Origin of the sequence: Vibrio campbellii CAIM 519 = NBRC 15631 = ATCC 25920 (genome assembly GCF_002163755.1) — a bacterium.
GTDB lineage: Bacteria > Pseudomonadota > Gammaproteobacteria > Enterobacterales > Vibrionaceae > Vibrio > Vibrio campbellii.
The window spans coordinates 1,056,580-1,079,745 of sequence record NZ_CP015863.1; the positions used below are offsets into that span (position 1 = coordinate 1,056,580).

A 23,166-nucleotide genomic window follows, 5' to 3' on the forward strand; every position below is an offset into this window, starting at 1 on the left:
GGGTCCGCTGCAAAGTCAACCAAGTAGTACTGCGGCGGCTTGAGATACTCTCGGCTCCAATAATTTGTGCCCTAGATAACCAATAACATTACCGCTCGGTGATCACAGACATAGTAGACACGTTTGCAACAAACTTTTGGACAGAAATGTTTCAGTGAATTTCCTAAATTAGTAAAGTACGGATAACTTCAAGTATGGAAATTCACTTAACTCAGTGTCCAAAACTGCTGGGGCGGATCATGATGCTCAACCGCTTTCCAGTCGATGGATTGCCATTGGGTGCTGCCAGAAGGGGCACTCACTTCATGAGAAGAGATCATCTGCGTTCCTTCTTAAATAAAGTTTTCCAAATCATCTTGCAATGGGAGACCAGTTGGAAGTGAGCACACTTTCGTGTCAAACATCCGTTTGTATCTGCATCATTACAATGCAGCATTCGCTTTTTCCAACCTCCTTTACCAGCACCGCTATCGGCTCTCTTCACAGACAGCTTTCCCGAAGGAACGATACTGGCTTACCGTGTTCCGCATGTCGCGCAATATCAGGGTAGATGCCCACTATAGTGCGAGGAGCCTATCGATCACGAAAGAGCATTGTCCAACCTCTTTCCTACTCCCATCGCCGTTTGGCCACAGCGTATTAACCACTTCCGCTGCTTCACGTATAACGCACCTTACATGGATTCACTTTCGTTCATCATACTGATTCCCTAGCACTCACCCAATTCGTGGTTATCAGGAGGAGCATTCCCTCACGGTTCTGCTCCCGTTTGGCACAGTGCCAAACTTCGTTACATTGTCAGGCTCGCTGCTTTATTCAGAGCCTTAGGGTCGTCTGGTGATACAAACGGTTCACTCTTATCGCGGTGAACAGCGCTTCATGCGACTTCACGTCGCACGAAAAAAAATGAGTCAACAAACTTACTAATTTAGCAGCTCGTTAATTACTAAAAATACGTAAAACCGCGTAGCTTAGCATCCAGTTTGATGTTTAAGATTAGTCGAATAGTTTTACTTAGGAGAAGCTTGAAATGTCCGTTTCCATTGACTTAACTTCTCTATTTACGATAGACCAAAATCGGTCCTTAATTTCATTGTCCGATAACTTCAGTTTATGGACTGGAATTCCCACATCATGAGAAATGACTTCTTTCATACTTTTGATTTTGTATGAATCAAAATTTGGGAAGTAGTTACTCTTCCATTTATGATGCTTAACTTCATGTATTGCTCTAGTGAGTTTTTTAACGTTCTTATAATCCACACGATTTCTAACGCAAAGATGCTTTATCATGTTGTCGAGTTCAAAAAGCATTTTCATATCGTCAATTTCAGAAAAAAAGAATAACCATCCCTTACATTTATTGCTTGCTATACATCCGGTTATTCTCAAATTAAGCTTCCAGAATAGAAGTGCTTTTGAGCGGTGTTTTCCTGCATTTGCATAAGAGGTAAAAAGAGCGGCTATGGAGTCTTGAAACCGCTTTCTACTCGCATCTCTTACTGAAACTGACACTTCTTTTTTATGTATTGTTGGGTTATATACATAGCCTAGATAAGAGAATTCTTGATCTATAGGGGTTATAGTTGTCTTGTCCGAGTTTTGTTCGAGATCGTGAACGTTCAAGCCTATCTTTGTCGCCTCTTGAACAAAATCTTTATAGATTTTTTGAGCATCTTTTTCTTTACAAAAAATAAGTACATCATCGACATATCTTTTATAGAAGATGCCTGGTTTTTTCAGTCTCTCGTCTACCTCCATCATATAGATTTCAGCAAGTACGTTTGAGATAGACAAGCCTTGTGGGACACCGATTTCATTACTTTGATTCTTCTGAAATCCTGTAGATATAGCTGCATGAACAAGCTTTATTGCTTCTTGTTCTGCACCTAGCTTCTCTAGTTGATGCAAAAGACTTTGATGATTAATAGTAGGGTAGAAGTCTTTTATGTCTATTTTTATTGCAGTTTCGTAAAGACCAGAATCAAGAGCTTTTTTTACTTCTCTAGTTGCTTGTTGAGGTACTTGAACACTTAATTTTTGTCCAAAGTTTTTCTGTAGATAATTATTGAGAGCCTTTAAAGTAATTCGATCTCTTAGAGTGGGGATAGCAATTTGTCTAGGAGGCTTATTGGCCCCTTTAGATATCAATTTTTCTTTGTATCTAGTGAAATTGTAATTGCTAAAGTAAACTTTAGTGACAATGGTATGGAGTTCTTGGCTTTGTACCTTAGAGAAATGCTTTGGTTGAATACAGTCCACTCCGGTAACTTTCGATAGTGCAAAATGTGTTAAGTATATGGCTCTTAAGTTTTCAGAAGTAAAGGTTTCGGATATCGAAGTTGTCATCAATTAGTAACGTCTTTAAAAATAGAAAAATAGATTAACAGCACAGGTGCTAAGATTATTGCTGCAAGGCTGATAACTTTGACAATACGCATTCCAAAATATAAGACAAAGTCCAGTTTGGTCGCTACTATCGTGAGTTCGCTTTTATCTTTGGTATTTAGATAAGCTTCTACTTTTGAGTTAGTGAAGTCAGACCAAAAATGGTTTTCGCAGGAGTCAAGGATCTGCGTGTACCTTGCTTCATCTTCTTCAGTTAAAGATTGTTTGTGTTTAACTTTTGCATGCAATGCTTGTAGCTGAATATAGCCACTTTTTAGTTTTGCGGCTCTATCAGCATAGCGCCCTAATGACGATAAAAGAGAAGCACAAAAAACAAATACAGAAAAGCAGATAAACAGCTTTGAGGTGATGTCTGGTTGCTCCGCTCCTAACACTAGCACTGAAGCAAAAACGCCACATAGTGAATACCAAAAAAGAGCTAAGTTTGACCATGTAGCCATGCTATTTAATCTTTTTTCGGCATTAATCCAGTTTTTTCGTGTCCACCAAATATTATCTTTATTCATAGATACTCCGAATGAATGCCCTGCGGGAATACTTTAAGACCGTTAACGCCCTTAAAAAGAGCTACTCCACAAAGGAAGTAAGCGATAATTCGCTTCATGATTAGAATCACCTCTTTTGGAGGCTTGTAGACATACACACCGACAGGGCGCGGTGATGGTAGCACTTCGCTGAATTGCATACAATTGTTTGAAGTGGCATCTGATAATATTTTGATTGTTATATTAAGATGTTAGGGCCTTGTCCTTACTATAGTGATGGGGACAATTGAATATAAACTTTCCAAAACACATTCAAATTTTTATACCATCAGTAGCATTAAAGTAGACGAAAATGCTTTAGCCTTGCCTTTGCTTATCCATTAGAAAAAGTATGATAAAGTGAATTGTTGGAAGTTACCCTATTAGGATAACTAGCAAGGAAAGGGGCAAAGGTGTGTTTGCCACGATTAGCTTTAGCACACCTCTGAACATTTGTGAGTTACTTGCGATCACACTTAGGCACCAACAAGTAGTAGGAACAATACAATAACCACATAACCTGTAGTACATTAGTGGCATATGCGCTTGTATGCTTTTTTAGGGGAATTCCTATGTACATCAGAAAGGTAACGATTAACAACTACCGTAGTTTCCGCACTTTCGAAGCTAAACTTCAACAACTGACAGTTGTTATTGGTGAAAACGATACTGGTAAGACGAACTTTTTCACCGCACTTTCGTTACCGTTAAGCGGCAACCTAATAGACTTCAACCAGAAGCGTTTGAGTGTTTCTGATTTCAACAAAGATTCCGTTATTGATTTTCTAACGTCCGTTGTCAATGATGACACCGAAGAGAATCAGCTTAAAAAGATCCCTAAAGTATCAGTAACCGTAGAGTTCGCTGATCCGAAAGATGCTTATGAAACAGCACTGTTAGCTAAGTGGGTTGTTGCAGATGGAGATAAAGAGACTTACAAAATCAGATACGACTTTAAGCCTAAAGACGACAAAGATTTGCTTGAGGTCGTGAAGAAATCGTTCGCTGGTAAGATTTTAGATGATATTAACTGGTTTACTCTACCCGTTGAGCTATACGACTACCAAGTCGTCTCTGTGAACAACGAAAAGCCTATCGCATACAGTGACTTAAAACACGTCAGTCTCCATAGCATCAATGCAGAGCGAGATGACTTCTCAGAAAGCAGCTCAATGAAGTCCAATAGCATTTTCACCAAACTGCTTATGAACACTCTCAACGATGACGACAAAGGTCAGATCAATACCGCCTACTCTGAGTTTTTTAGTGCTATTGAAAAGACTGAAACATTCGACAAAGTCATTAGAACTAATGACGATTTTGAGAATTACGACAGTATTATCAAACAGCTTGAGTGCACTCCTAACCTGCCTAACTTGAAGAACATCTTATCGAACATCACTTTGAAATACGGGAATGAATTTCTGTACCAAAAAGGCTTAGGACAACGAAATCTTATCTACATACTCATCTTGTTTGCTTACTACAAGTCATGTGGTGATACATTCAACTTGTGCTGTATAGAAGAACCAGAAGCACACTTGAGCGTTAACAACCTTCGTTTAGTAAGAGACTTCATTGAGAAAAGCTCAAGCAATAGTGGCTCGCTTGTACAAACTATCATTTCGACCCATAACCCATCGATCATCAACAAGCTAAAGATCTCTAATGTGTTGGCGTTTACTGGCGAGAAAGCAATTAGTCTGTCTGATACTCCAACTAAGCTAGTTGATTACCTAAGAAAGAGACCTAACTTCGACATCTTAAAGCTGCTGTTTGCGAACAAAGTCATTCTCGTAGAAGGTCCGACTGAAGAAATGCTAATCAGCACTTATCTGTCTAAACAGCCATCCCTCAACGACATTGATATTATTCCAATTGGTCAACGTGGTTACGCCACTTTCTTAGATATATGGCTAGCCTTGAACAAAGATAATCAGAACAAGAAAATTGGTGTTGTCCGTGATTATGACAATTCAGATGCGGCTAAAGCCAAACATGATGCCTATGACACAGCGCATGCGAATGTCACTGTAAGAACAACAACAAACTACACACTTGAAATTGATTTAGTAGAAGCAGAAGACAACCTAGCTTTACTAAATGATTTATTCGAAATGGAAGGCGACCTCGACGCAGTATCCAAATACATGATTAATGGTAAGACAGCAAGAATGCTTGATGTATGTGATGCGATGGTTGATGAAGAGAATCCGCTGGATATCAAGTTACCAGCTCACATCGCTGAGGTTATCGAGGCGGTATCATGATAGAAGTACAGATTGCTGGTGCAGGTGCTGGAAAAACTTATGGTTTAGCAAAGACTTTGATAGAGCACATCGAAGCTTGTACTAGTCACAAAAAGACATTTGCACTGACGTACACAAACTCTGCAACAGCGAAGATAGAGCAAGAGATAATCAAACAGCATGGCTTTATTCCGTCGAATCTCTGTATACAGACCGTACATAGCTTCTTGTTAAACGAAATCATCTACCCATTCTCGTCATTCACTCTCGGAGATGTGTATAACGACGCATCAATAATGATGTTACCGAGCGATGCTAGATTCAAAAACTGGCACTTAAAGCGATTAAAAGATAAAAATATCATTCATGCCGAGAGCGTCTACAACATCGCTAAACAAATTGTTGATGAAACCACCAGCAAGCACAACAACAGAGCGAAGAAAGCTAAAGTCCGCAGACTTTTGGCTATTCTAGGAAGCTGTTTTGACAAGATATTCATCGACGAAGTCCAAGACTTAGATAAAGATGCACTTCGCTTTTTCGAAGTTCTAGGCAGCAACGATATTGACATATACATGATCGGAGATCCAAAACAAGCAATCAAGTTTCCCCAAGATCTTGAGGCTTTCATTCAAAAATTAGCTCAAAAAAAATACGCGACCATACTACCGATCAACAATCAAACTAGGCGAGTCCCCAGAGAGATACTAACTGTCTCAAACAGCTTCTGTTATGAAAATCAGCAACAAGAGTCACTATCAGAAATGGTTGGTGAACTCATGTACATTGAATCGACGGACGGGCGATATGACGATCTACTAACGCACTACTTAGATACAAAACAGCTTGTTTGTATCGACAAAAAGAATGGTCGCTATACAACTTCATCTAAACACAAACACTCATTCCCACGAGAGATCGAGGAAATGATTCGTGATTCTAACCACAAGAAAGACAAAGCTTTGTTTGTTAAAGCAGCTTTTTCTGACTTTATGGACGATGCGATCAATGAAGATAATAAGAAAGCCATAAGTAAACTCATTGCTCGGCATTCATTGGCTCTTAATAAACAGCACTTCGCCCAATTACATGAGCTATGCAATTCATGCACAAAAAATGATGTTCAATTCAAAGTCCAAAGTATCGAATCTATCAAGGGATTGGATGCTGATGTGTGTGTAATCATACTTAGCCCTAATACTCTGAAATACTTAACTCAAAATGGTATTAGCAAAGCAAATCGATTTAATAAAGAATGGAAAAAAATCTATGTCGCTCTTACTCGTGCCAAAAAGAGGCTGGTGTTAGCTTTAGATCACGATTTACTCGCTAAAGAAGATATGGCGGCTGTTAGGGATTCCATAGGTGAACTGGGATTCGTTACTCATAACTAGTATACATCTGTCCACAAACACCCATGGAGTCTAATAGTAGAAGTCAGACATCAAAAAATGTGTGATATCTAGTGACCCTGTAAATAATTCTCTTTGACACTTGTTGCAACTCATTTTGGGGCAGAATTTTTTTAGTTCTTTCGCATCATAGTTTGTGATCACCAAGCGATTCTGTCGTATTTTGAATGAGTTTATAGGCATTTTTTCAAATTATGTTGGCCTCTATGGTTGCAATGCATGAAATATCTCCGATACTAAAACTTAGATATTCTAAGTTTTAGTGGTGACATGTGAAAACGGACATTCAACTTTACCCTGACGAATCGCTCGAAAGCCTCTTCTTACGCTTATCGCAAGAACAAGGCTACGAGCGATTTTCTCATTTTGCCGAAGATATCTGGTTTGACACGATGGATCAGCATGAAGCGATTGCTGGTGCCTTTCCCTTAGAACTCAACCGAGTCAATATCTACCACGCTCAAACCACAAGCCAAATGCGAGTGCGGGTTCTTATTCATCTTGAGAACCAACTAAAGCTCAATAACTTTGGTGTATTGCGTCTCGCGCTATCACATTCGAAAGCTCAATTCTCTCCGCAGTACAAAGCTGTGCATAGATTCGGTTATGACTATCCATATGCTTTTCTTCGTAAGCGCTTTACGCCTATTTGCCCTCTGTGTATTGACGAAGCACCTTACATTCGCCAGCAGTGGCAATTTATCTCTCACCAAGCTTGTGAACACCATGGCTGTATACTGGTTCATCACTGTCCTGAGTGTAAGTCGAGACTTGAATACCAAAGCACCGAGAGTATTATTCAGTGTGAATGCGGTTATGAACTCCGAAACTCGCCAGTAGAGGGTGCGCCAGAGGCTGAGGTGTTGGTCTCTCAATGGTTGTCAGGGAATGATTCAAAACCCTTGGGATTACTAAAGGGAGAAATGACGTTATCTGAGCGCTATGGCTTTTTACTTTGGTATGTAAATCGCTATGGTGATATCGATGACCTCAGTTTTGAATCATTTGTTGAATATTGTTGCGCTTGGCCAACGGAGCTGTGGCAAGACCTCGAAACCTTGAAAGAGAAGGCAGAACTTGTTCGAGTAAAAGATTGGAAGAAGATGTTTTTCAATAAAGCCTTTGGCGCTCTGCTTAAAGATTGTCGTCAGTTACCTAGTCGGCAGTTGAGTCACAATATCGTACTGACACAGGTGTTAGCTTACTTTACAAAGCTAATGGCAAAAGTGCCCTCAAACGCAAAAGGAAATATCGGTGATGTACTGCTCAGCCCCCTAGATGCTTCTACATTGCTTTCTTGTACAACAGACGAGGTATATCGGCTGTATGAGTTTGGTGAGATCAAAGCCGCTATTAGGCCGCGAATGCATACAAAGATAGCGAGTCATGAATCAGCGTTTACTCTGAGAAGTGTCATCGAAACAAAGCTGACTCGAATGAGCTCTGAAAGTGATGGTTTAAGCGTATATCTACCTGAGTGGTAATTATGACGAAATTATGTGACTTATTGGCAATTGAAGACGAAGCAGTAAAGCAGGTTACGCTAAAGAAGATGTTCATGCCCTATACGGAAGATGTCTGTGTTGAAGGGTTTGAAAAAGAGGCATTAACGATCTTGCTCAATCTCAGTTCAAGCCATCAAGCGGATAGATGCTCGGATTGGTTGGATTTAGCTCGTGCTAAAAGGCATTTAAAAGCGGCTGAGAACCTAGATGCGTCCCTTGATGAAATCAAATGGTTCCACACTCATAATCTCAAGTTTCCAGACTGCCGAGTTAAAGATCAGCGGATAGTTGCACAGGCTCTTACGACAACCGAGGTATTCATTTCAAGCGGAGTATTAGAGCAGCGCTTGGGGTGGGCACATAACTCTGCAGTGTATCGCCATACATTGTGGTTATTGAATCCTTTTAGTTGGCAATCACAGTCCGTATGCATCCTTTCACTTATCAAGCAAGAAAGCTCTATTTGGATTGAGTTGCTCAAAGAATTCGGTCTAAGTGCTAAGTCACTTGCTCGCTTAAAACATACAATTGAAGAGCTGCTCCCTGATAATCATTTTCCCGATAGTGTCAGCTCTTACAGTAAGCAGCTACGGTTTCCTTGGGAGGATGGTTATATTTCGGTGACCCCAGTGGTCAGCCATGCCATTCAGAGCGAGTTAGAAGTGAGATCGAGAAATCGAGAAAGTAAGCTTAGCTTTGTGTCTTCGTCACTGCCAAATTCTGCAAGTATCGGGAACTTGTGTGGCAGTTTAGGTGGGAATATGAAAGCCCTAAACTACCCGCTAGACATCAAACCAGCGAGAGGTGGAACGTTACCTGAAAGTCGAAAAAAGAGTGGTCACTACTTTGATGACTATCAGGTAACTAATACCAAAGTTTGTCAGGTTTTAAATCATCTAATTGGTTCAGAGCCATCAAAAACACAGAAGCAGAGAGAGAGTGATCGTAAGGTTAGAAGTAAGATATTGCGAAAGCAGATAGCCCTTTGGATGCTCCCATTAATTGAGTTAAGAGATATCGTTGATGCTGACCCTAATCAACAGCAATTGGAACATGATGACACTTTAGCTCAGGCCTTTTTGGCGCTACCAGAATCGGACCTAAGCTCCTTAGCCAGTGAGTTTAACCGTCACTTGCATCTCACGTTTCAGAATAATAAGTATGCCGCAAAGTTTGCTTATCACCCTAAGCTTATGCAGGTCGTCAAAGCCCAAATTGTATGGACCCTTGAACAACTCAGCAAACCTAATGGCAATGAAGATAAGGTAACGGGTGAGCAGTATATCTATTTGTCATCAATGAGAGTGCAAGACGCGGTCGCAATGAGTAGCCCATATTTGTGTGGTGCTCCTTCTTTGGCGGCTATTTGGGGGTTCATGCACCATTACCAAAGAGAGTTTAACAAGCTAGTTAATTGTGATTCCCCGTTTGAGTTTTCGAGTTTCTCTTTTTATGTTCGAAGTGAGAACATTCAATCGACCGCGAAGCTTACCGAGCCTAACTCGGTCGCTAAAGCTAGAACGGTTTCAAACGCGAAACGACCTACCATTCGTAGTGAACGATTGGCGGACCTAGAAATAGACTTAGTTATTAGAGTTCATAGTGAAAGCCGAATTTCAGATTTTAAGACAGCTCTTAAAACGGCACTTCCCGTTGCTTTCGCCGGAGGGGCATTATACCAACCACAGCTCTCGACGCAGATTGAGTGGCTAAGGACGTTCACCAGTAGGAGCGAGCTTTTCCATGTCATAAAAGGTTTGCCAGCCTACGGGCGATGGTTATATCCAAGTGAGAACCAGCCGAGTAACTTTGATGAACTAGAGCGTTTATTGACTAAAGGCGCTGATAATTTGCCAGTTTCTATTGGCTACCATTTGTTAGAACGTCCAACTAAACGGCGCAACTCGATCACCGATTGTCACGCCTATGCAGAGAATGCGATAGGGTTAGCTAAGAAAGTGAATCCGATAGAAGTACGTTTTAGTGGAAGAGATCACTTTTTCAACCATGCCTTTTGGTCGATAGAATGCAGTAGCGAAACTATTCTTATAAAAAACTATAGGGATTAATCGTTTATGGAACTTTGCACTCAGCTGAACTACGTTCGATCACTCTCTGCTGGCAAAGCATATTTCTACTATCTATCTAAAAGTGGTGAGATGTGCCCCCTCGAAATTGATAGAACTAGGTTGCGCGCACCAAAAGGTGGTTATGCAGAAGCATATAAAGGGAGTAAGTTCGTAGAAAAGAATGTTGCTCCACAAGATTTAGCTCATTCCAATCCTCAGTTCATCGAAGAGTGTTATGTCAAACCTGGGATTGATGATATCTACTGCGCATTTCCCCTTCGAATTCGAGCCAACTCTCTAACTCCAGATACCTGTAGTGATGACGAAGTGCGCTCTAAACTTTCGTTACTGGCTAACACTTATAAAGAGCTCAATGGGTATCAGGAGCTCGCACATAGATACGCGAAGAATATACTGCTTGGTACTTGGCTTTGGAGAAACAGAGAGTGTCGAAAATTGTCGATAGAAGTGACCACCAGTGATTCACAAACCTTGATTGTAGAAAACGCAACAAAGCTTTCTTGGTATGGTCATTGGGATGAGGCGTCAGCAGAATGCCTAGAAAAACTTACCGCTTATTTGATGCGAGCCCTATCTGACCCGACCGAATATTTCTACATGGATGTCAAAGCTAAAATTGGAGTTGGTTGGGGGGATGAGGTTTACCCAAGCCAAGAGTTCTTGGATGATCGAGAAGATAGTGCTCCTACTAAGCAGTTAGCTACCGTAGAATTATTTAACGGAAAAGAAACTGTTGCTTTTCATGGTCAGAAAATTGGTGCAGCGTTGCAATCGATTGATGATTGGTGGCATGAAGAAGCAGATAAGCCATTAAGAGTGAATGAGTATGGAGCTGACCGAGAGTACGTTATAGCAAGGCGACATGTTTCCTATGGAAATGACTTTTACCAGTTAGTCAGAAATACAGAGAATTGGATTGAGACAATGATAGCTTCTCAGACCATCCCAAATGACGTGCACTTTATTATGTCGGTCTTGATCAAAGGCGGCCTCTTCAATTGTTCCAAAGCGAAGTAAGGAGTAGCTATGACGAAGCGTTACTACTTCTCAATACGTTACATGCCTGAACAAGCCGACTATGAGCTATTAGCAGGACGGTGCATATCCCAAATGCACTTATTTATGGTCAATAACCAACAAGCGATGAATAGGGTAGGCGTGAGTTTTCCCGACTGGAGTGACGTTACGGTTGGTCAAACTATAGCTTTTGTTGCTGATGATAAGGAGGTGATGGTTGGACTCTCTTTTCAGCCCTATTTTTCTTTGATGGTAAATGAAGGTCTGTTTGAGATTTCTAGTGTTTGTGAAGTGCCAGACTCTGCGATTGAGGTGAGGTTTGTCCGTAACCAAACGATTGGGAAAAGCTTTTTAGGTTCTAAGAAACGCAGAATCAAACGTAGCATGGCGAGAGCCGAACTATCTGGTTTTGAACCATCGTTGCCAGTAACGAACGAAGAGCGTGTCATCGATAGCTTCCATCGAATACCAATCTCCAGCGCTTCATCTGGGGGAGATTATATGTTGTTTGTACAAAAGGAGCTTGTTAGTGAGCGCGGTGCAGCGAACTTTAATAGCTACGGTTTAGCCACCAATCAAGAAAGAAAAGGCACGGTTCCAGAGTTACGTGTTTGACCCTTTTTTTAGAGCTCTTTTTTAGAGATTCAAAAACAATGACTTACAGATGCAAGAAGAAAAAGGGTATTTTGGTGAATTGTGACGTTAAGCACGCAGAATCAGGTGGTTAGAGACTATATTCTACAGTGTCCTGCCGAATAGGCAGCTAAGAAAATCTTGCGTGTATTGCTGAGTTTGACGCGTCCGTGTCCTGCCGAATAGGCAGCTAAGAATAGGCCAGGAAGAAAGCAACCAGCCTGCTGAACAAGCAGTTAATAATCAAAACCATTGAGTTTCGGCTTGATGGTTTTTTTTACTTCAGCACGGAACTGCAGTCGGCCTCAACTATTTTGTGGTTCTGGCGTCTTAGGTAGCGCAGATGATTGGTATCTAATTTACTAGTTCCAGAGCTTTTATCCCAAAACATTAGCAGTCACTAATTGGGTAGTGTCAAAACAACTGTATAGAACATCTCTATTAGGACAAAAGAAAAAGGCGTCATAATGACGCCTTTTTCTTTTGGTTTACGCTCAAATCTCTTTGATTTGGAGCAGTTCAACTTGAGGGGCTTTGAGCGAGAGCCCTTGCTCTGTTATCCATTTATTAACGAACTCTCGTTTTTGTTCTGGGCTTTCTAAGTTCCCCCAGTGATTTCTTACCGAAATACTCGATGGCTCTTTTTCATTGAGGATACGCGTCCATGGTTTATCCATGTAGTCCTTGATAGGTGGCAGCCTCACATCGATACCAGGTAGCGGATACCCTTCATTAAGCGCTGATTGCTGTAATGATTCAAATGTTACTGTCAAAGGTTTAAGGTTTTTACCCGCGATAATGTCTCCATATGGGCGCATGCCATCTACCAAGGTTCCCGTAGGGGAAACGTAAGTAAACTTGAAACGCACGATATACACATGCTTGCGGTCACTGCTTTTCAATGACTGGCTGTACTGCGCAGTATTGTCTTGTAAAAAGTCAATGGCGCTTTGTGCAAGGTCATCATGGTTGTGCGTACTTTGTGTTTTGTCATGCGCTAGTTTAAAGACTATCTCGTTTTGCATACCGTTGTAATTATTGTTTGATGGGACGACGGTCGTATGTGTTGCGATACTCATTTCCCCACAATAATGCATTGCGCTGTGTATGGTTGGTCCGTCTTTTAACTTCAATTTCATCATCAGTTCACGCCAATTCAGTCGCATAGTCTCGTACTCTTGGCTTGCTAGCTCATCGCCGAATAGGGCAAAACAGACGGCAAACGAGGTTTCTTTGTTCCAATCAAACTCACTGGCTAATGCTTGCTCTGTCCAATCTTCTCCCCACTTTAGTTGACCATCAATTTCAATCCCTTGCAGTACTGTTAGTTGATCGCCGATAACTTGTGGTGTGTTATCGCGGGCTGACGACGATTCACTCATTACAAAATCTTCGATTAAGAAGTCTGTATCTTCAAACTGGCTCAGCACTTCTATTTGGCCATCAAAGTGACTTGTCTGAGGGCTTGAAGCTTTCGATGTCCCGTATTTCGCGGTGAGGTATTCAAGTCTAAATTGGTTATTGGTACCGACCATCCGTACGCCAAGTGCTAAATCGTGTTTCGCGAGACTGAAGGTATATTCCATTTGGTCAAAACCATCATTGTCGAGCACGTGCTCAAATACTGATTGGCCTTTGATAAGTGCTTTCAGCGAATCGATGCCTTTCACATAAGGGCAGAGCGGTTTTAAACCATGGATGTATACATGGCCGAATGTATAGGTCGGTTCAAACTCAAGGGAATGTAGCTCGGATTGTGAATGCTGTTTAAAGTACTTTGCTACTGCGCCGTCAGGATCTTGTAATTCTTGCGCGTTCTTTTTAGTAAACAACACATCAAATGCAGGGCCATTGGTATTAAATCCGATGACTTCGGTGCTGTAAGACACCTCTTGTAAGAACATACTCTTAGAGTGATGCTCGCCTTCTCCTGTTAAGATCACTTGCAGCATAACGCGGGTTTGCGGTCTGAGTTTGCGTCCGCTTTCCTCTCTCACCCAATCTACGTAAGGTTGCCAGTTGTTCCCTTCTTTAACCAATAAGCGGCTAAAGCCAATGTCTTTCTCCTCGAGTTCGACCTTGGTTAGATTAAAGTCGTTGCAAAACGCTTTTAAGCCTTCTTTTTTGGCTAGATTGATATCGATCATGTCCGCTGTCTTGTCGTTTAAATACAACTGACTTTGTACTGGGAAACCAGTGTTAAAGGAGCCATGCACCTGACGACCTTGATCAAAGGCCAAACTGCTTACCGTATGGGACAATGAAGAGTTAAACGCCTTTTTGCGATTAATCCAGTTTAAAGCGAGCGTATTGCCCATATTGACAGGAATGGACCAATTGTCGCTCATCACGTATTGCTCGATGAACAAGTCCACTTCGTACTGTTCTATCAGATTATCAAAGCTACGGAGCACACCATCCATGCTACTTAAAATGGCTAACAGCTCGACCAATGAGTTCAGAGCGTAGGCTCGCAGTAAAAAGCGTTTAAGTAGCTCGTCGTGATTAACCTGGCTCTCGAGAAAACCGGCTATCTCGCTTGGCTTTAACTCTTTCTGTTCAAGTTTTGTATCCACTTCCTCGTACAACACGATCAACTCTTGGTTAATCATGCTAAGGGTCTTGAGCATGCTTTTTGTGTTGTAAGTATCTTTTAATTTTTTAAACGTCTGATCACCAAACAAGTCGCCATAAAAATCCGTAGCAGCGCCAAGCAATTTGCCGGCTGTGCTACCTGCTAAATAATATGCGGCGATAGGGGAAGCTGGGGTCCAAAGCGCGACGGTAGCAAGCACATCAATCGCAGAGAAGAAGGCCTCTTTTTGAGCCTCTTTTGCGGTAATTTTAAACCCTTCCCAATATTGGTGAGCCCGGTTTAAGGCGAGGGTACCTGTTCGACTCGGCGGCAGAGAAATTGAGAAATCAGGGATAACCAAGCGAACTTCCACTCTTCGGTTTATAGCAATGTCGGCTGTATCCGAACGGTCACCATGGTCGTGGTAACCGCCTTCCTTAGGTAATAATTCAGCTTTACCTTTGGCTTGTGTGACGAGTCTACGTTCAAGCTTTATTCTTTCGTCACCTTGAGTCCCATTTAAAATCCGATCTTTTATTGTATCGATTCGTCTTTGTGAGACGATCAGGTTTTTCTCCTGGCTACTGATAGGGCCACCATGGCCAATCAATGCAATCTGATAATCAGGGTTCTCGACCAATAGGTTACGCAGTTTTTCACAAAGCTCCTCATAATTACTGTTGAGTGCTTTTACCTCGTTCTCAAACTCAGCTGAGTTAAATTTGAAGTTGATCCGCACCACGACGCCCATAGCATCGGTGTAGATTTTTGCTTCATTTCCCAGAAAACCCTGTACCTCGGTGGCTTTTGTCTCCCATCGTTCCTTCTCATCAGAGCGTCGCAAATAAGCAATCGCAGAAAGGTACTGTTTGGCATACGCTTTGAGGCTGTCGTGGGCTTGTTCGGCATCTTCGAGTGCATCAATGTGTTTATCATACTGCTCTTTGGTCTCCATCGCGCTTAACCCGAGTTGTATCACAGGTAAAGCTTGATTGGTGCCAGACAGAAAATCTTTGGATAAGCGGCCCAAACCTCGGAATATTTGGGTTTGACCGTTATCCTTGAATGCTTGTTTTATATATGGAATGTCGATGACTGTTTTTTTAAGGATAAGCTTTCTATAATCTTTTACGCTTAATGGTAGCGCCACAAGAGTTTTTGAAATATCAATCGTCTGTTGAGCATCTTTACATGCCGCGAACGCTGCCTTCAAAGACAACCCGCTCATAATGAAGTCGGGCAAGTTACCCGTTTCGGCATTTTCCCATAATGCCTGACCAATGGTTTTGGCCATATCACCAAAGGTGCCGTACACTTTGGCACCCTCGATAGAGAGAAAATCCGAGCTCAATGAATCGTAGGTTTTCATGATAGCCGAGCTCAGTGATAACGAGGCCATACCAGGTTTAGACTGGTTGTGATACGTGACGCCCTTGCTAGCGTACACACTGTACTCGGGTAACTGGCTGGGAAATTGTTGTATCAGCGTCTCTTCAAGGGTGATCATATCACCACACACACACGCCATTTTGCCAATGCCTGCAGTCTCTTTAAAAATTAGCCGCTCATGCAGCTCGTAAGTGTAGACATCTTGAAGCTTATCGGTGTTTCCTATATACGCTTTGGATCTTTTTACATTGGCCCTAATGACGCTCTCAGGTAACTTCAGCCGCTGATACAGTTCTTTTTCAAACTCCAGCCACTCTTGCTCGCGAAAGGCGACCCGAATGAGATAGAACCCGTCTTTCGCATCAATGGGATCCAAGTGTAAAAGTGCGCTGGGTAAGACATCGTTCTCTCTCCTGTTGTCCCATTCTGGCATCCTTCTGGTAACCGTTTGTGTGGCGATAATCGTTTCACCGGCAGTCTCAGACTCTCCAGGCTTAATCTGTTTTAAGGGCTGTACCAGCGTGACCTCTGCGCCAGCATAAAATGGGTCAGTAAATAGCACCGCACAGGTATGCACACGAGGAACAATAAAGCCTTGTAGGTATGGTTTATTTTGTTGTTTGTCATACCAACTGTTATAGGCTTTCTGCTCTTCACTCAGCTTGCCATCCGTTTCCTCTTCATATTTTGCTGCCAATTGAGATGGTTTGATCTTAGTCAGCTTAAACTTAACCCCTGTTTGACGCTTACCATTAGCAACCCCGTCGATGGTCGTCGCAAAATGTTTGATGTTTTCTGCTAATGTCGCGACATCAGATGCGCCTCCGTCTTTGTAATCCGGCGGGGCAATCATCTGTGACAGCCAGCTAATCGGCGGGAAGCTCAACTCATAATCGATGTCTTTTTGGATATTCTCTTTGCGCGCACCTGGATGCAAAATCATGAAGTTTTCTTTATCTTCAGTTGCAGGCTCTTCCCCATCGACCTTTTCGCCATTAAGAGGCTGCGCTGCAGATTTCGATAAAGGCTCTCCCATGCCTAACTCAACGATTTTTCCTTCTAGAGTGGTGCCCCAAAGCTGAGCATCCACACCCGCTATCGCGTTCACCATAATCGGCGTCTGAGGAATAGGGCGGATTTTACCGTTTAGTTCTGTTTTCTCGGTCAAGTCCGATTCTTGGTGCCAAGTTGGGAAAATTACGTTATCCCCTATCTTTTCACCTTCAAAAAAAGCCCCAAATAAATACACTTCTTGGTCAAATTGAAAGCCCATTACTTGGTCTCCTTAAACCAATCGCCATGGTTTGCAGAGACGTTGTACACAATCGCGGGGTCGCGCGTACCGTTATTGCTTAGAGCTCGCCATTCCCAAGTTTGTTTGGTCTGGTTATTTTTAACTGACATGCGCATGGCATTGTAGTTGGTTAAGGCGTACTTACTGTTTAAACCAATCGCAAACTGCATTGCACCTTCTCTTGGTTTCTCAACACCTTCTTTTAAATCTACATAAAAGGCATTGCGCGATCCCGCCGCCCATGTTTTATCGCCTTCAGGACTTATCGCTTGATAGGTGGTTTTTACAGCAGAAAGTGGTAAATTATCTCCCCACTGTACTTGAGTGAGTACCTTATTAGTCTTTTCATCTCTTATGCTCGATCCAACTGTACCAACGTGGTAAAGCAAACCATCTTTAATCAAGCCTACGCCTGAAATTGATATATCTGTTTTTTCGACTTGACCAGTTTTCACATCCCACTTATAAACCACACGCCCTACTTGTCCTGTACGGTAATACAGGTAACTGCTGTCCTCCGCCCAAATATAACCAGATGGACCATGTAATTGATGAGGCAGGTTAATCATTTTTTGCTCTTTGATATCAAAGACCTTTACCTGCGTTCCTGCATTCATCGCTACGTAGCGGTTATTTGGTGAACGACTGGTTTTCTTGTAAACAATATCGCGGTTAGTATCTTTGAATGGTAGATCCGTGACCAAACGTAAGTCGGTACCGTCGGTCTTCATACTCCAGACTTTTACTCGTCCTTCATAATCGGTGTAAGCCGGTGCGCCTTTTTCTAGCACGCTCCTCTCCGATAAATTGGCCCAAGTAAATTGCACGCGCGGTAAATCGTATGAGCTGGCGTCGTTCAAATCTTCACGTGGCCACTCTTTAGCACGAAATACATGATAACGAGGGAACTTGCCTGCCTGATAGGTACTTGATGGGCTTTCCGCGATTTCCGTCGGCTCCATCGTGTAGTAGTTATGTTCGCCAACGTAGGTGCGGCCATCGTCGGTACACGCCGTGAGCGTAAGTACCGCCAAACAAAGAGATAGTAGTTTTTTCATATTTAACCTAGGAATTCTGAAATTGGTACGTTTTCTTCTAAGACCACCAAACGCTGAAGGCCAGTGGAGCTGTTCGCATGCACTGCTCGGACAATATCAACGGTCTCAACTTCTTCGGGAGGAAACGCAAATCGATGCGTCATATATCCTTCATCATCGATTTTTGTAGAGCGGAAAAATGACTTCGCTATCCAATCGTGCTCAACATTGCGTAGCGCAAAGAAATCATCAGGCTGATCGACCAAAGGCTCATGTAAATAGCGTATCGTCGGTAAGTCGCCGCATGGCGCCATTTTAAATCCGGCGATATTACTTTGTGTAAAACTGTTGATTAACGCTGCCCCAAATGCACTCTCTTTTGCCGTGCCAACCGGAATGATCACGGTCCCAGTATTATCGAAACTCTGCGAATCACTGTATACCTTCAACTCAGCCAATGGCTTGGCGATTGAACTAGGATCACTCTCTAAATTCGAAAGCTCAGCGAGTGTTAATTGAAGTGGAGAGTAGTGCAGATAGCACTCTGACTGGATCTCTCCATTGATTTTGTAAGGGACCCAAATGTGAGGTAAAGGCGTACCTTGTGCGACTCTATCGTCACCGTCCCCAGCTTTACTTGGGCTTTTTACTGTTTTAACTGTAATAGGCTCGATGTCTAATGTTGGAAATGCCACCTCAACTTCTTCTTCCGTCAAACGGAAGACGCGCGCACCTTGGTCCACATTGAGTGTGCCTGAATATACTTTACTGCCAGCTTGATACAGCTCAAACGGCTCTTCCCCAACATAATACTCAGTCACTAAATTGGCACCATCAATATTGACGTGGCGGAACGCTTTGCCGCCCTCTGGTTCGGCATTACGGTAGTACTCTAAATCGACGTCAGCAAAGTAACCGTTCGGCGCCACCTCTACTTCGCGCCACACCTTGTTGTTCCAAATCACATAGAAATACCCAGAAGAGCACAACTCAGATCCTCCACCACTTTCAAGCATAGGGAGAACAGGTATCAATACATTATCCCATTCTTCCATAGCGGCGTCTTTTTCAACGGGTGTAAGTGCGGTTGCGAGCGGCAGAGTAATGGGTTGCGGTTGATTAGAACACGGGACTTTAATACAGAGGTCCCTTGCTTCTTCACTCAATCCTGCAAATGTGGCAAGGCTACGGTGTTGATTCTCCATGTCGCTTCGTGCATTGGTGACTTTCGGTGCCTGATCTTCTGATTTTAGTAACATTAGACACGCGGCATGGCTTGACCATTGTCCCGCAAACTCCACCACTATCTTATGTTCTGGGCTAGGTTCGTAAGGCACGTGAGCGTAGTTACGCACCAAGGTGACATCGTCGGTAACGGGCTTGTAGGATGCTTTAGGTGTGCGGCTCTCTTTTATGTCAGCCAATGTCTCAATACGAGATTTAAGTCTAGGCGCATTCCGAAATCGAGCATCATCAAGGGAATGATGGTTTGGTGTATTCGTGAGTGCAATCCAGTTCGCTTGAACAAGCTCCTTTTGCAACGCACTGAGTAAGCCCGCTGTCGATTTTTTTGCCGTTAGTGAGACGCGCTGTGCTAACTCGCGAGGCAAACTTTTCACAACATCAGTTGGATTCCGAAATCGAGAAAATTGTTGTACGCATTCTTCGGGGGTGAGCAGACAAGCAAGATCAGACCGAGAGAGCTTGGCGCTGTTGATGAATCTTATAGATGGATGCATTGGCAGATCTCCGTGGCCAAGTCGTTAAAACAAAGTGGCCACGGTGATAAGTTAAGCTGATAAGACTTAATTTTAACGATTTGGTGATTGATAATCGTTTACCCATGTATGGGGTATTTCCATTATTTGCTCTAACCAGATGTATTTCAATTAAAAAATAATAAAAAGCCCGCTTTACATTAGGTAAAAAAACCACCAATAACAGCTAAATTTTGAAAATTACCACATTAAATCGGCTATGAGTGACAAAGTAGCCGTCATATTCACATCGTGAGTCGCTAAATTGAATATAAAAAAACGAGATCTTAATCACTATTTCTACTCTACAGGGAATAAAAAAGCCGCTTAGTTGCTCGTGAGTGGAAGCTCTAATAGGGGCAAAGAGTCAACAATACTACTTGAGTGATGAAATGTGAGAAGTGATATCAGGTTGGGATGTGGGAATGCAACTTGTAATGTCTTACCCGAAGATGTTCATGAAAAAGTCATTGTGATATGCAAGACATTTATGTCCAAAGACGTGCTGACGCCGATCTCAGCAAACTCGTCTTTGCCCCATTCGAAGTTACGCCTGATTAATACACTAATTCAGGAAGCTGCTTTTGGGATTACTTTTATTCATTTTTGATCGAAATAAGAAACAAGTAAAAAAACAGATCTTCTTAACTCTCAATAACCTAAGTTCGAACCAATTAAAACGTAACAAAGCAAGAGTGAGTGGGTAACTCACTCTACTTTAAAGGGGTACCCAATACCTAAAAACGATTAGCTAGATAGTAAAGGTAAAGTGAGTTGAGCAATTATCAATGGATTTAGATAACATCACTATTTAGTGTCTCATTCCGTAGACCGACATTCGAAAGTTGCATAGGCACAAAGCCAGATAGCCCTTCTACTCGTTTGAGCCAAGCTTGCAAAACAGGGTAGTCAGCTAAACTTATCCCACCTTCTGGCGCTAACTTGATATAACTGTAGAGGGCTAAGTCCGCAATAGTAGGCTTTGTTCCGACCAACCATTGACGGCCGTTTTGGTAAGTCTGGAGTTGTTTGAGAAGCTTATGTGCTTCATGAGTGAGCGGTGCACTGTCTATGCTGCGATTGAATAAGTTCGCTGCGCGAAGTTTGGCTATTGAGTTAGCTAGTCGATGAGCAGCTAGGGAAAGAAACTGCTCGATATGCGCACGTAGTAGAGGCGACTTTGGAAGCCATATCTGTTCTCTATCATAAACGGTAGCAAGATAAACCAAGATCGCGTTTGAATCAGAAATGACGATTTCACCATCGACTAAAACTGGTATTTGTCCAAAGGGGTTAAGTGCCAAAAACTCTGGCCTTTTATGTTCCCCAGTCGGTAAATCGACGGTAATGAGTTCAAAGTCCAATTCGAGGATATTTAATAGCATGTGAGCGCGGTGTGCGTGCCCTGACATGGGGTGCCAGTATAGTTTTATCATTGTTTTCTCCTAGCTCGTTGTCTGTTCTACATTTAAGAACAAGTTGCGAAGAAGAAAAACCCCGCTAACATGGAATGATAATTTCCAGAATGTTGATAATTTATGGACACTATCGATGGAATGAGAACAGTTGTGGCTGTGATAGAAACAGGCTCATTTACCGCTGCTTCTGAACGTTTAGGTATTTCTAAATCCCTGACCTCCAAATACGTAAACCGTGTAGAAGAGCAGCTCGGAGTCAAACTGTTTCATCGCACCACTCGCAAGCTTTCAGTTAATCAGGCAGGCCAAGAGTACTACCTGCAAGCACAACAGGTTCTGGCTAAGTTTGACCAGCTATACCATCAACTCCACTCAAATAATAAAGAAGCTTATGGCTCTATTCGTGTAACGGCTTCACAGGGTTTTGCTGAGGAATTATTAAGCCCAATTATTCCAGAGTTCCACGCGCGATATCCAGATATTCAGATTGATATCATCGTTACTAATCAAAAACTGGATTTAGTCGAGCAAGGCATAGACATCGCTTTTCGTGCTAGTGAACTCGAAGACTCCAACTTAAAATATCGTAAAGTAATGTCCCTTCAAAGTTCAGTTTATGCCGCGCCTGAGTTAGCAAAACAGTGCTGCGATGATATGGAATTAAAACAATTACCTTGCCTTATCGACAGCAACCTTCACTCAACAGCTCGTTGGCCTGTGGATAGCGTTATGAAGCAAAGTAATGCTTGTCATAATCTCGCAGTACACGCCGTTTTCAAAAGCAATAGTCCACGGCTTATCCGCCAGTTGACGCTCTCAGCGGTTGGAGCAAGCTATCAACCCGATATTATCGCTGCAACTTATGTGGAAAAGGGACTCCTGCAAAAACTTGATATCGGTTTTAAACCACTTAAGTATCCGCTGAACGCTCTATACCGTGGAGGTGCTTATCAACCTGAACGAGTGAAAGTATTTTTAGATTTTGTTATTGATAAACTTGGTGCGATTGAGAGCAACTGACACGTCGTTTTACCAAGGGGGCCTGACACGAATCTGCCCCGAAGTTTGTTTCAGCGTATTCGTTCTAACGGCAGTCTAGCTGATTTTGCTATACTGCAACTAATCTAAATATCCTGTCAGGTTGTATGCGATGAGTAAGAAAAAGTTGACCGAAAAAGAGTTGCTAGAAGGGATGACTCCTTATAATACCCACAGTGATTTGCTTGCAAAGAGCGAAACAAAACCTGATTGGATATCCTTCGCCGACGGGGGAGAAAGGGTTACAGATGATTTCATGGCCAACCGAAATGAGGTTTTCGATGAACCTAGTTTAGATTTGCTGAACCCTGATATTTTTCTTTCAAACCTCAAGTTAGCACTTGATAGCCTTCCAGATGGTGATATTGAGTTTTGTGACTTGGGTAATGCAATTGGTCGAGTCATTGCTAATTTGAATTCACCAAATAAGGCACTTCTACGTGAAGTAATTTATGGAGTTGAACATGGTTTTGACATGATTAGCAAAGAAAGAGGAACTTCGAATGAGTAAGCTTGATGAATGGGTCGACAACAATATGACGTTAACCAGTATCATCATAATGGTTGTGGGCCTAACACTCGGATACATACTTTTCTAGTATCAAATACTAAGGCTTCGAGGAAAGCGTAAGTTGTTGCAAATTCTGCAACAACTCCAATCCAATCTTCTAATTGTGCAACAGTCTGTTGCACAAATCAGTCAAAATCAAAAATGCCCCGAACTTTGTTACGACCCACATATGAACTTGGGAAACTCGAAGGGAAAGACTTTAGCTTTTCTAACGCTCAGATACGACAAGAGCCACTAAATAGTGGCTC

14 protein-coding genes are annotated in these 23,166 nt (G+C 42.4%); 8 read left to right on the forward strand and 6 right to left on the reverse strand.

Annotated features, from left to right (window positions below; genetic code table 11):
- Window positions 1-1,014: 1,014 nt before the first annotated feature.
- On the reverse strand, window positions 1,015-2,349 hold the full coding sequence (locus A8140_RS05150) for a reverse transcriptase/maturase family protein (RefSeq protein WP_005535635.1): 1,335 nt from the start codon (window positions 2,347-2,349) through the stop codon (window positions 1,015-1,017).
- Window positions 2,349-2,915 carry an SLATT domain-containing protein gene (locus A8140_RS05155; protein ID WP_033000587.1) on the reverse strand — a complete coding sequence of 189 codons (567 nt, stop codon included), beginning with the start codon at window positions 2,913-2,915 and terminating at the stop codon, window positions 2,349-2,351. The genes A8140_RS05150 and A8140_RS05155 overlap by 1 nt, the downstream gene beginning before the upstream one ends.
- A gap of 590 nt (window positions 2,916-3,505) precedes the next feature.
- Here A8140_RS05155 and A8140_RS05160 point away from each other — a divergent pair.
- The 6 genes from A8140_RS05160 to cas6f all read left to right on the forward strand — a co-directional run bounded on the left by A8140_RS05160 (window position 3,506) and on the right by cas6f (window position 11,821).
- Window positions 3,506-5,203, forward strand: a complete 1,698-nt coding sequence (locus A8140_RS05160; RefSeq protein ID WP_005535630.1) for an ATP-dependent nuclease — start codon at window positions 3,506-3,508, stop codon at window positions 5,201-5,203.
- Window positions 5,200-6,576: a UvrD-helicase domain-containing protein gene (locus A8140_RS05165; protein WP_005535628.1), complete on the forward strand. Its 1,377-nt coding sequence runs from the start codon at window positions 5,200-5,202 to the stop codon at window positions 6,574-6,576. The genes A8140_RS05160 and A8140_RS05165 overlap by 4 nt, the downstream gene beginning before the upstream one ends.
- Before the next feature lie 290 nt (window positions 6,577-6,866).
- The gene (locus A8140_RS05170; protein ID WP_005535626.1) at window positions 6,867-8,078 is read left to right on the forward strand and encodes a TniQ family protein; all 1,212 of its coding nucleotides are present in this window, start codon (window positions 6,867-6,869) and stop codon (window positions 8,076-8,078) included.
- A 2-nt stretch (window positions 8,079-8,080) separates the two neighbouring features.
- Window positions 8,081-10,168: a type I-F CRISPR-associated protein Csy2 gene (locus A8140_RS05175; protein ID WP_005535624.1), complete on the forward strand. Its 2,088-nt coding sequence runs from the start codon at window positions 8,081-8,083 to the stop codon at window positions 10,166-10,168.
- 6 nt (window positions 10,169-10,174) lie between these two features.
- Window positions 10,175-11,206, forward strand: coding sequence for a type I-F CRISPR-associated protein Csy3 (csy3, locus tag A8140_RS05180; protein WP_005535622.1), 1,032 nt, complete (start codon window positions 10,175-10,177; stop codon window positions 11,204-11,206).
- Between the two features lie 9 nt (window positions 11,207-11,215).
- Window positions 11,216-11,821, forward strand: a complete 606-nt coding sequence (cas6f, locus tag A8140_RS05185) for a type I-F CRISPR-associated endoribonuclease Cas6/Csy4 (protein ID WP_038863243.1) — start codon at window positions 11,216-11,218, stop codon at window positions 11,819-11,821.
- A 512-nt stretch (window positions 11,822-12,333) separates the two neighbouring features.
- On the opposite strand, the gene A8140_RS05190 is transcribed toward cas6f, so the two are convergent.
- The 4 genes from A8140_RS05190 to A8140_RS05205 form a co-directional block, all read right to left on the reverse strand.
- Window positions 12,334-17,076: an OmpA family protein gene (locus A8140_RS05190; protein ID WP_005532041.1), complete on the reverse strand. Its 4,743-nt coding sequence runs from the start codon at window positions 17,074-17,076 to the stop codon at window positions 12,334-12,336.
- Window positions 17,076-18,155, reverse strand: coding sequence for a TolB-like translocation protein (locus A8140_RS05195; protein ID WP_005532039.1), 1,080 nt, complete (start codon window positions 18,153-18,155; stop codon window positions 17,076-17,078). The genes A8140_RS05190 and A8140_RS05195 overlap by 1 nt, the downstream gene beginning before the upstream one ends.
- Before the next feature lie 2 nt (window positions 18,156-18,157).
- Window positions 18,158-19,873: a hypothetical protein gene (locus tag A8140_RS05200; protein ID WP_033000172.1), complete on the reverse strand. Its 1,716-nt coding sequence runs from the start codon at window positions 19,871-19,873 to the stop codon at window positions 18,158-18,160.
- Between the two features lie 812 nt (window positions 19,874-20,685).
- Complete coding sequence (locus A8140_RS05205) at window positions 20,686-21,327, reverse strand: glutathione S-transferase family protein (protein WP_005532035.1); 642 nt, start codon at window positions 21,325-21,327, stop codon at window positions 20,686-20,688.
- Between the two features lie 102 nt (window positions 21,328-21,429).
- On the opposite strand from A8140_RS05205, the gene A8140_RS05210 reads away from it, so the two are divergent.
- Window positions 21,430-22,329 (forward strand): LysR family transcriptional regulator, encoded by a 900-nt coding sequence (locus A8140_RS05210; RefSeq protein WP_227740715.1) that lies wholly within the window; start codon window positions 21,430-21,432, stop codon window positions 22,327-22,329.
- Window positions 22,330-22,459: 130 nt separating this feature from the next.
- Window positions 22,460-22,858, forward strand: a complete 399-nt coding sequence (locus A8140_RS05215) for an AbrB/MazE/SpoVT family DNA-binding domain-containing protein (RefSeq protein WP_005532031.1) — start codon at window positions 22,460-22,462, stop codon at window positions 22,856-22,858.
- The last annotated feature ends 308 nt before the right edge of the window (window positions 22,859-23,166 follow it).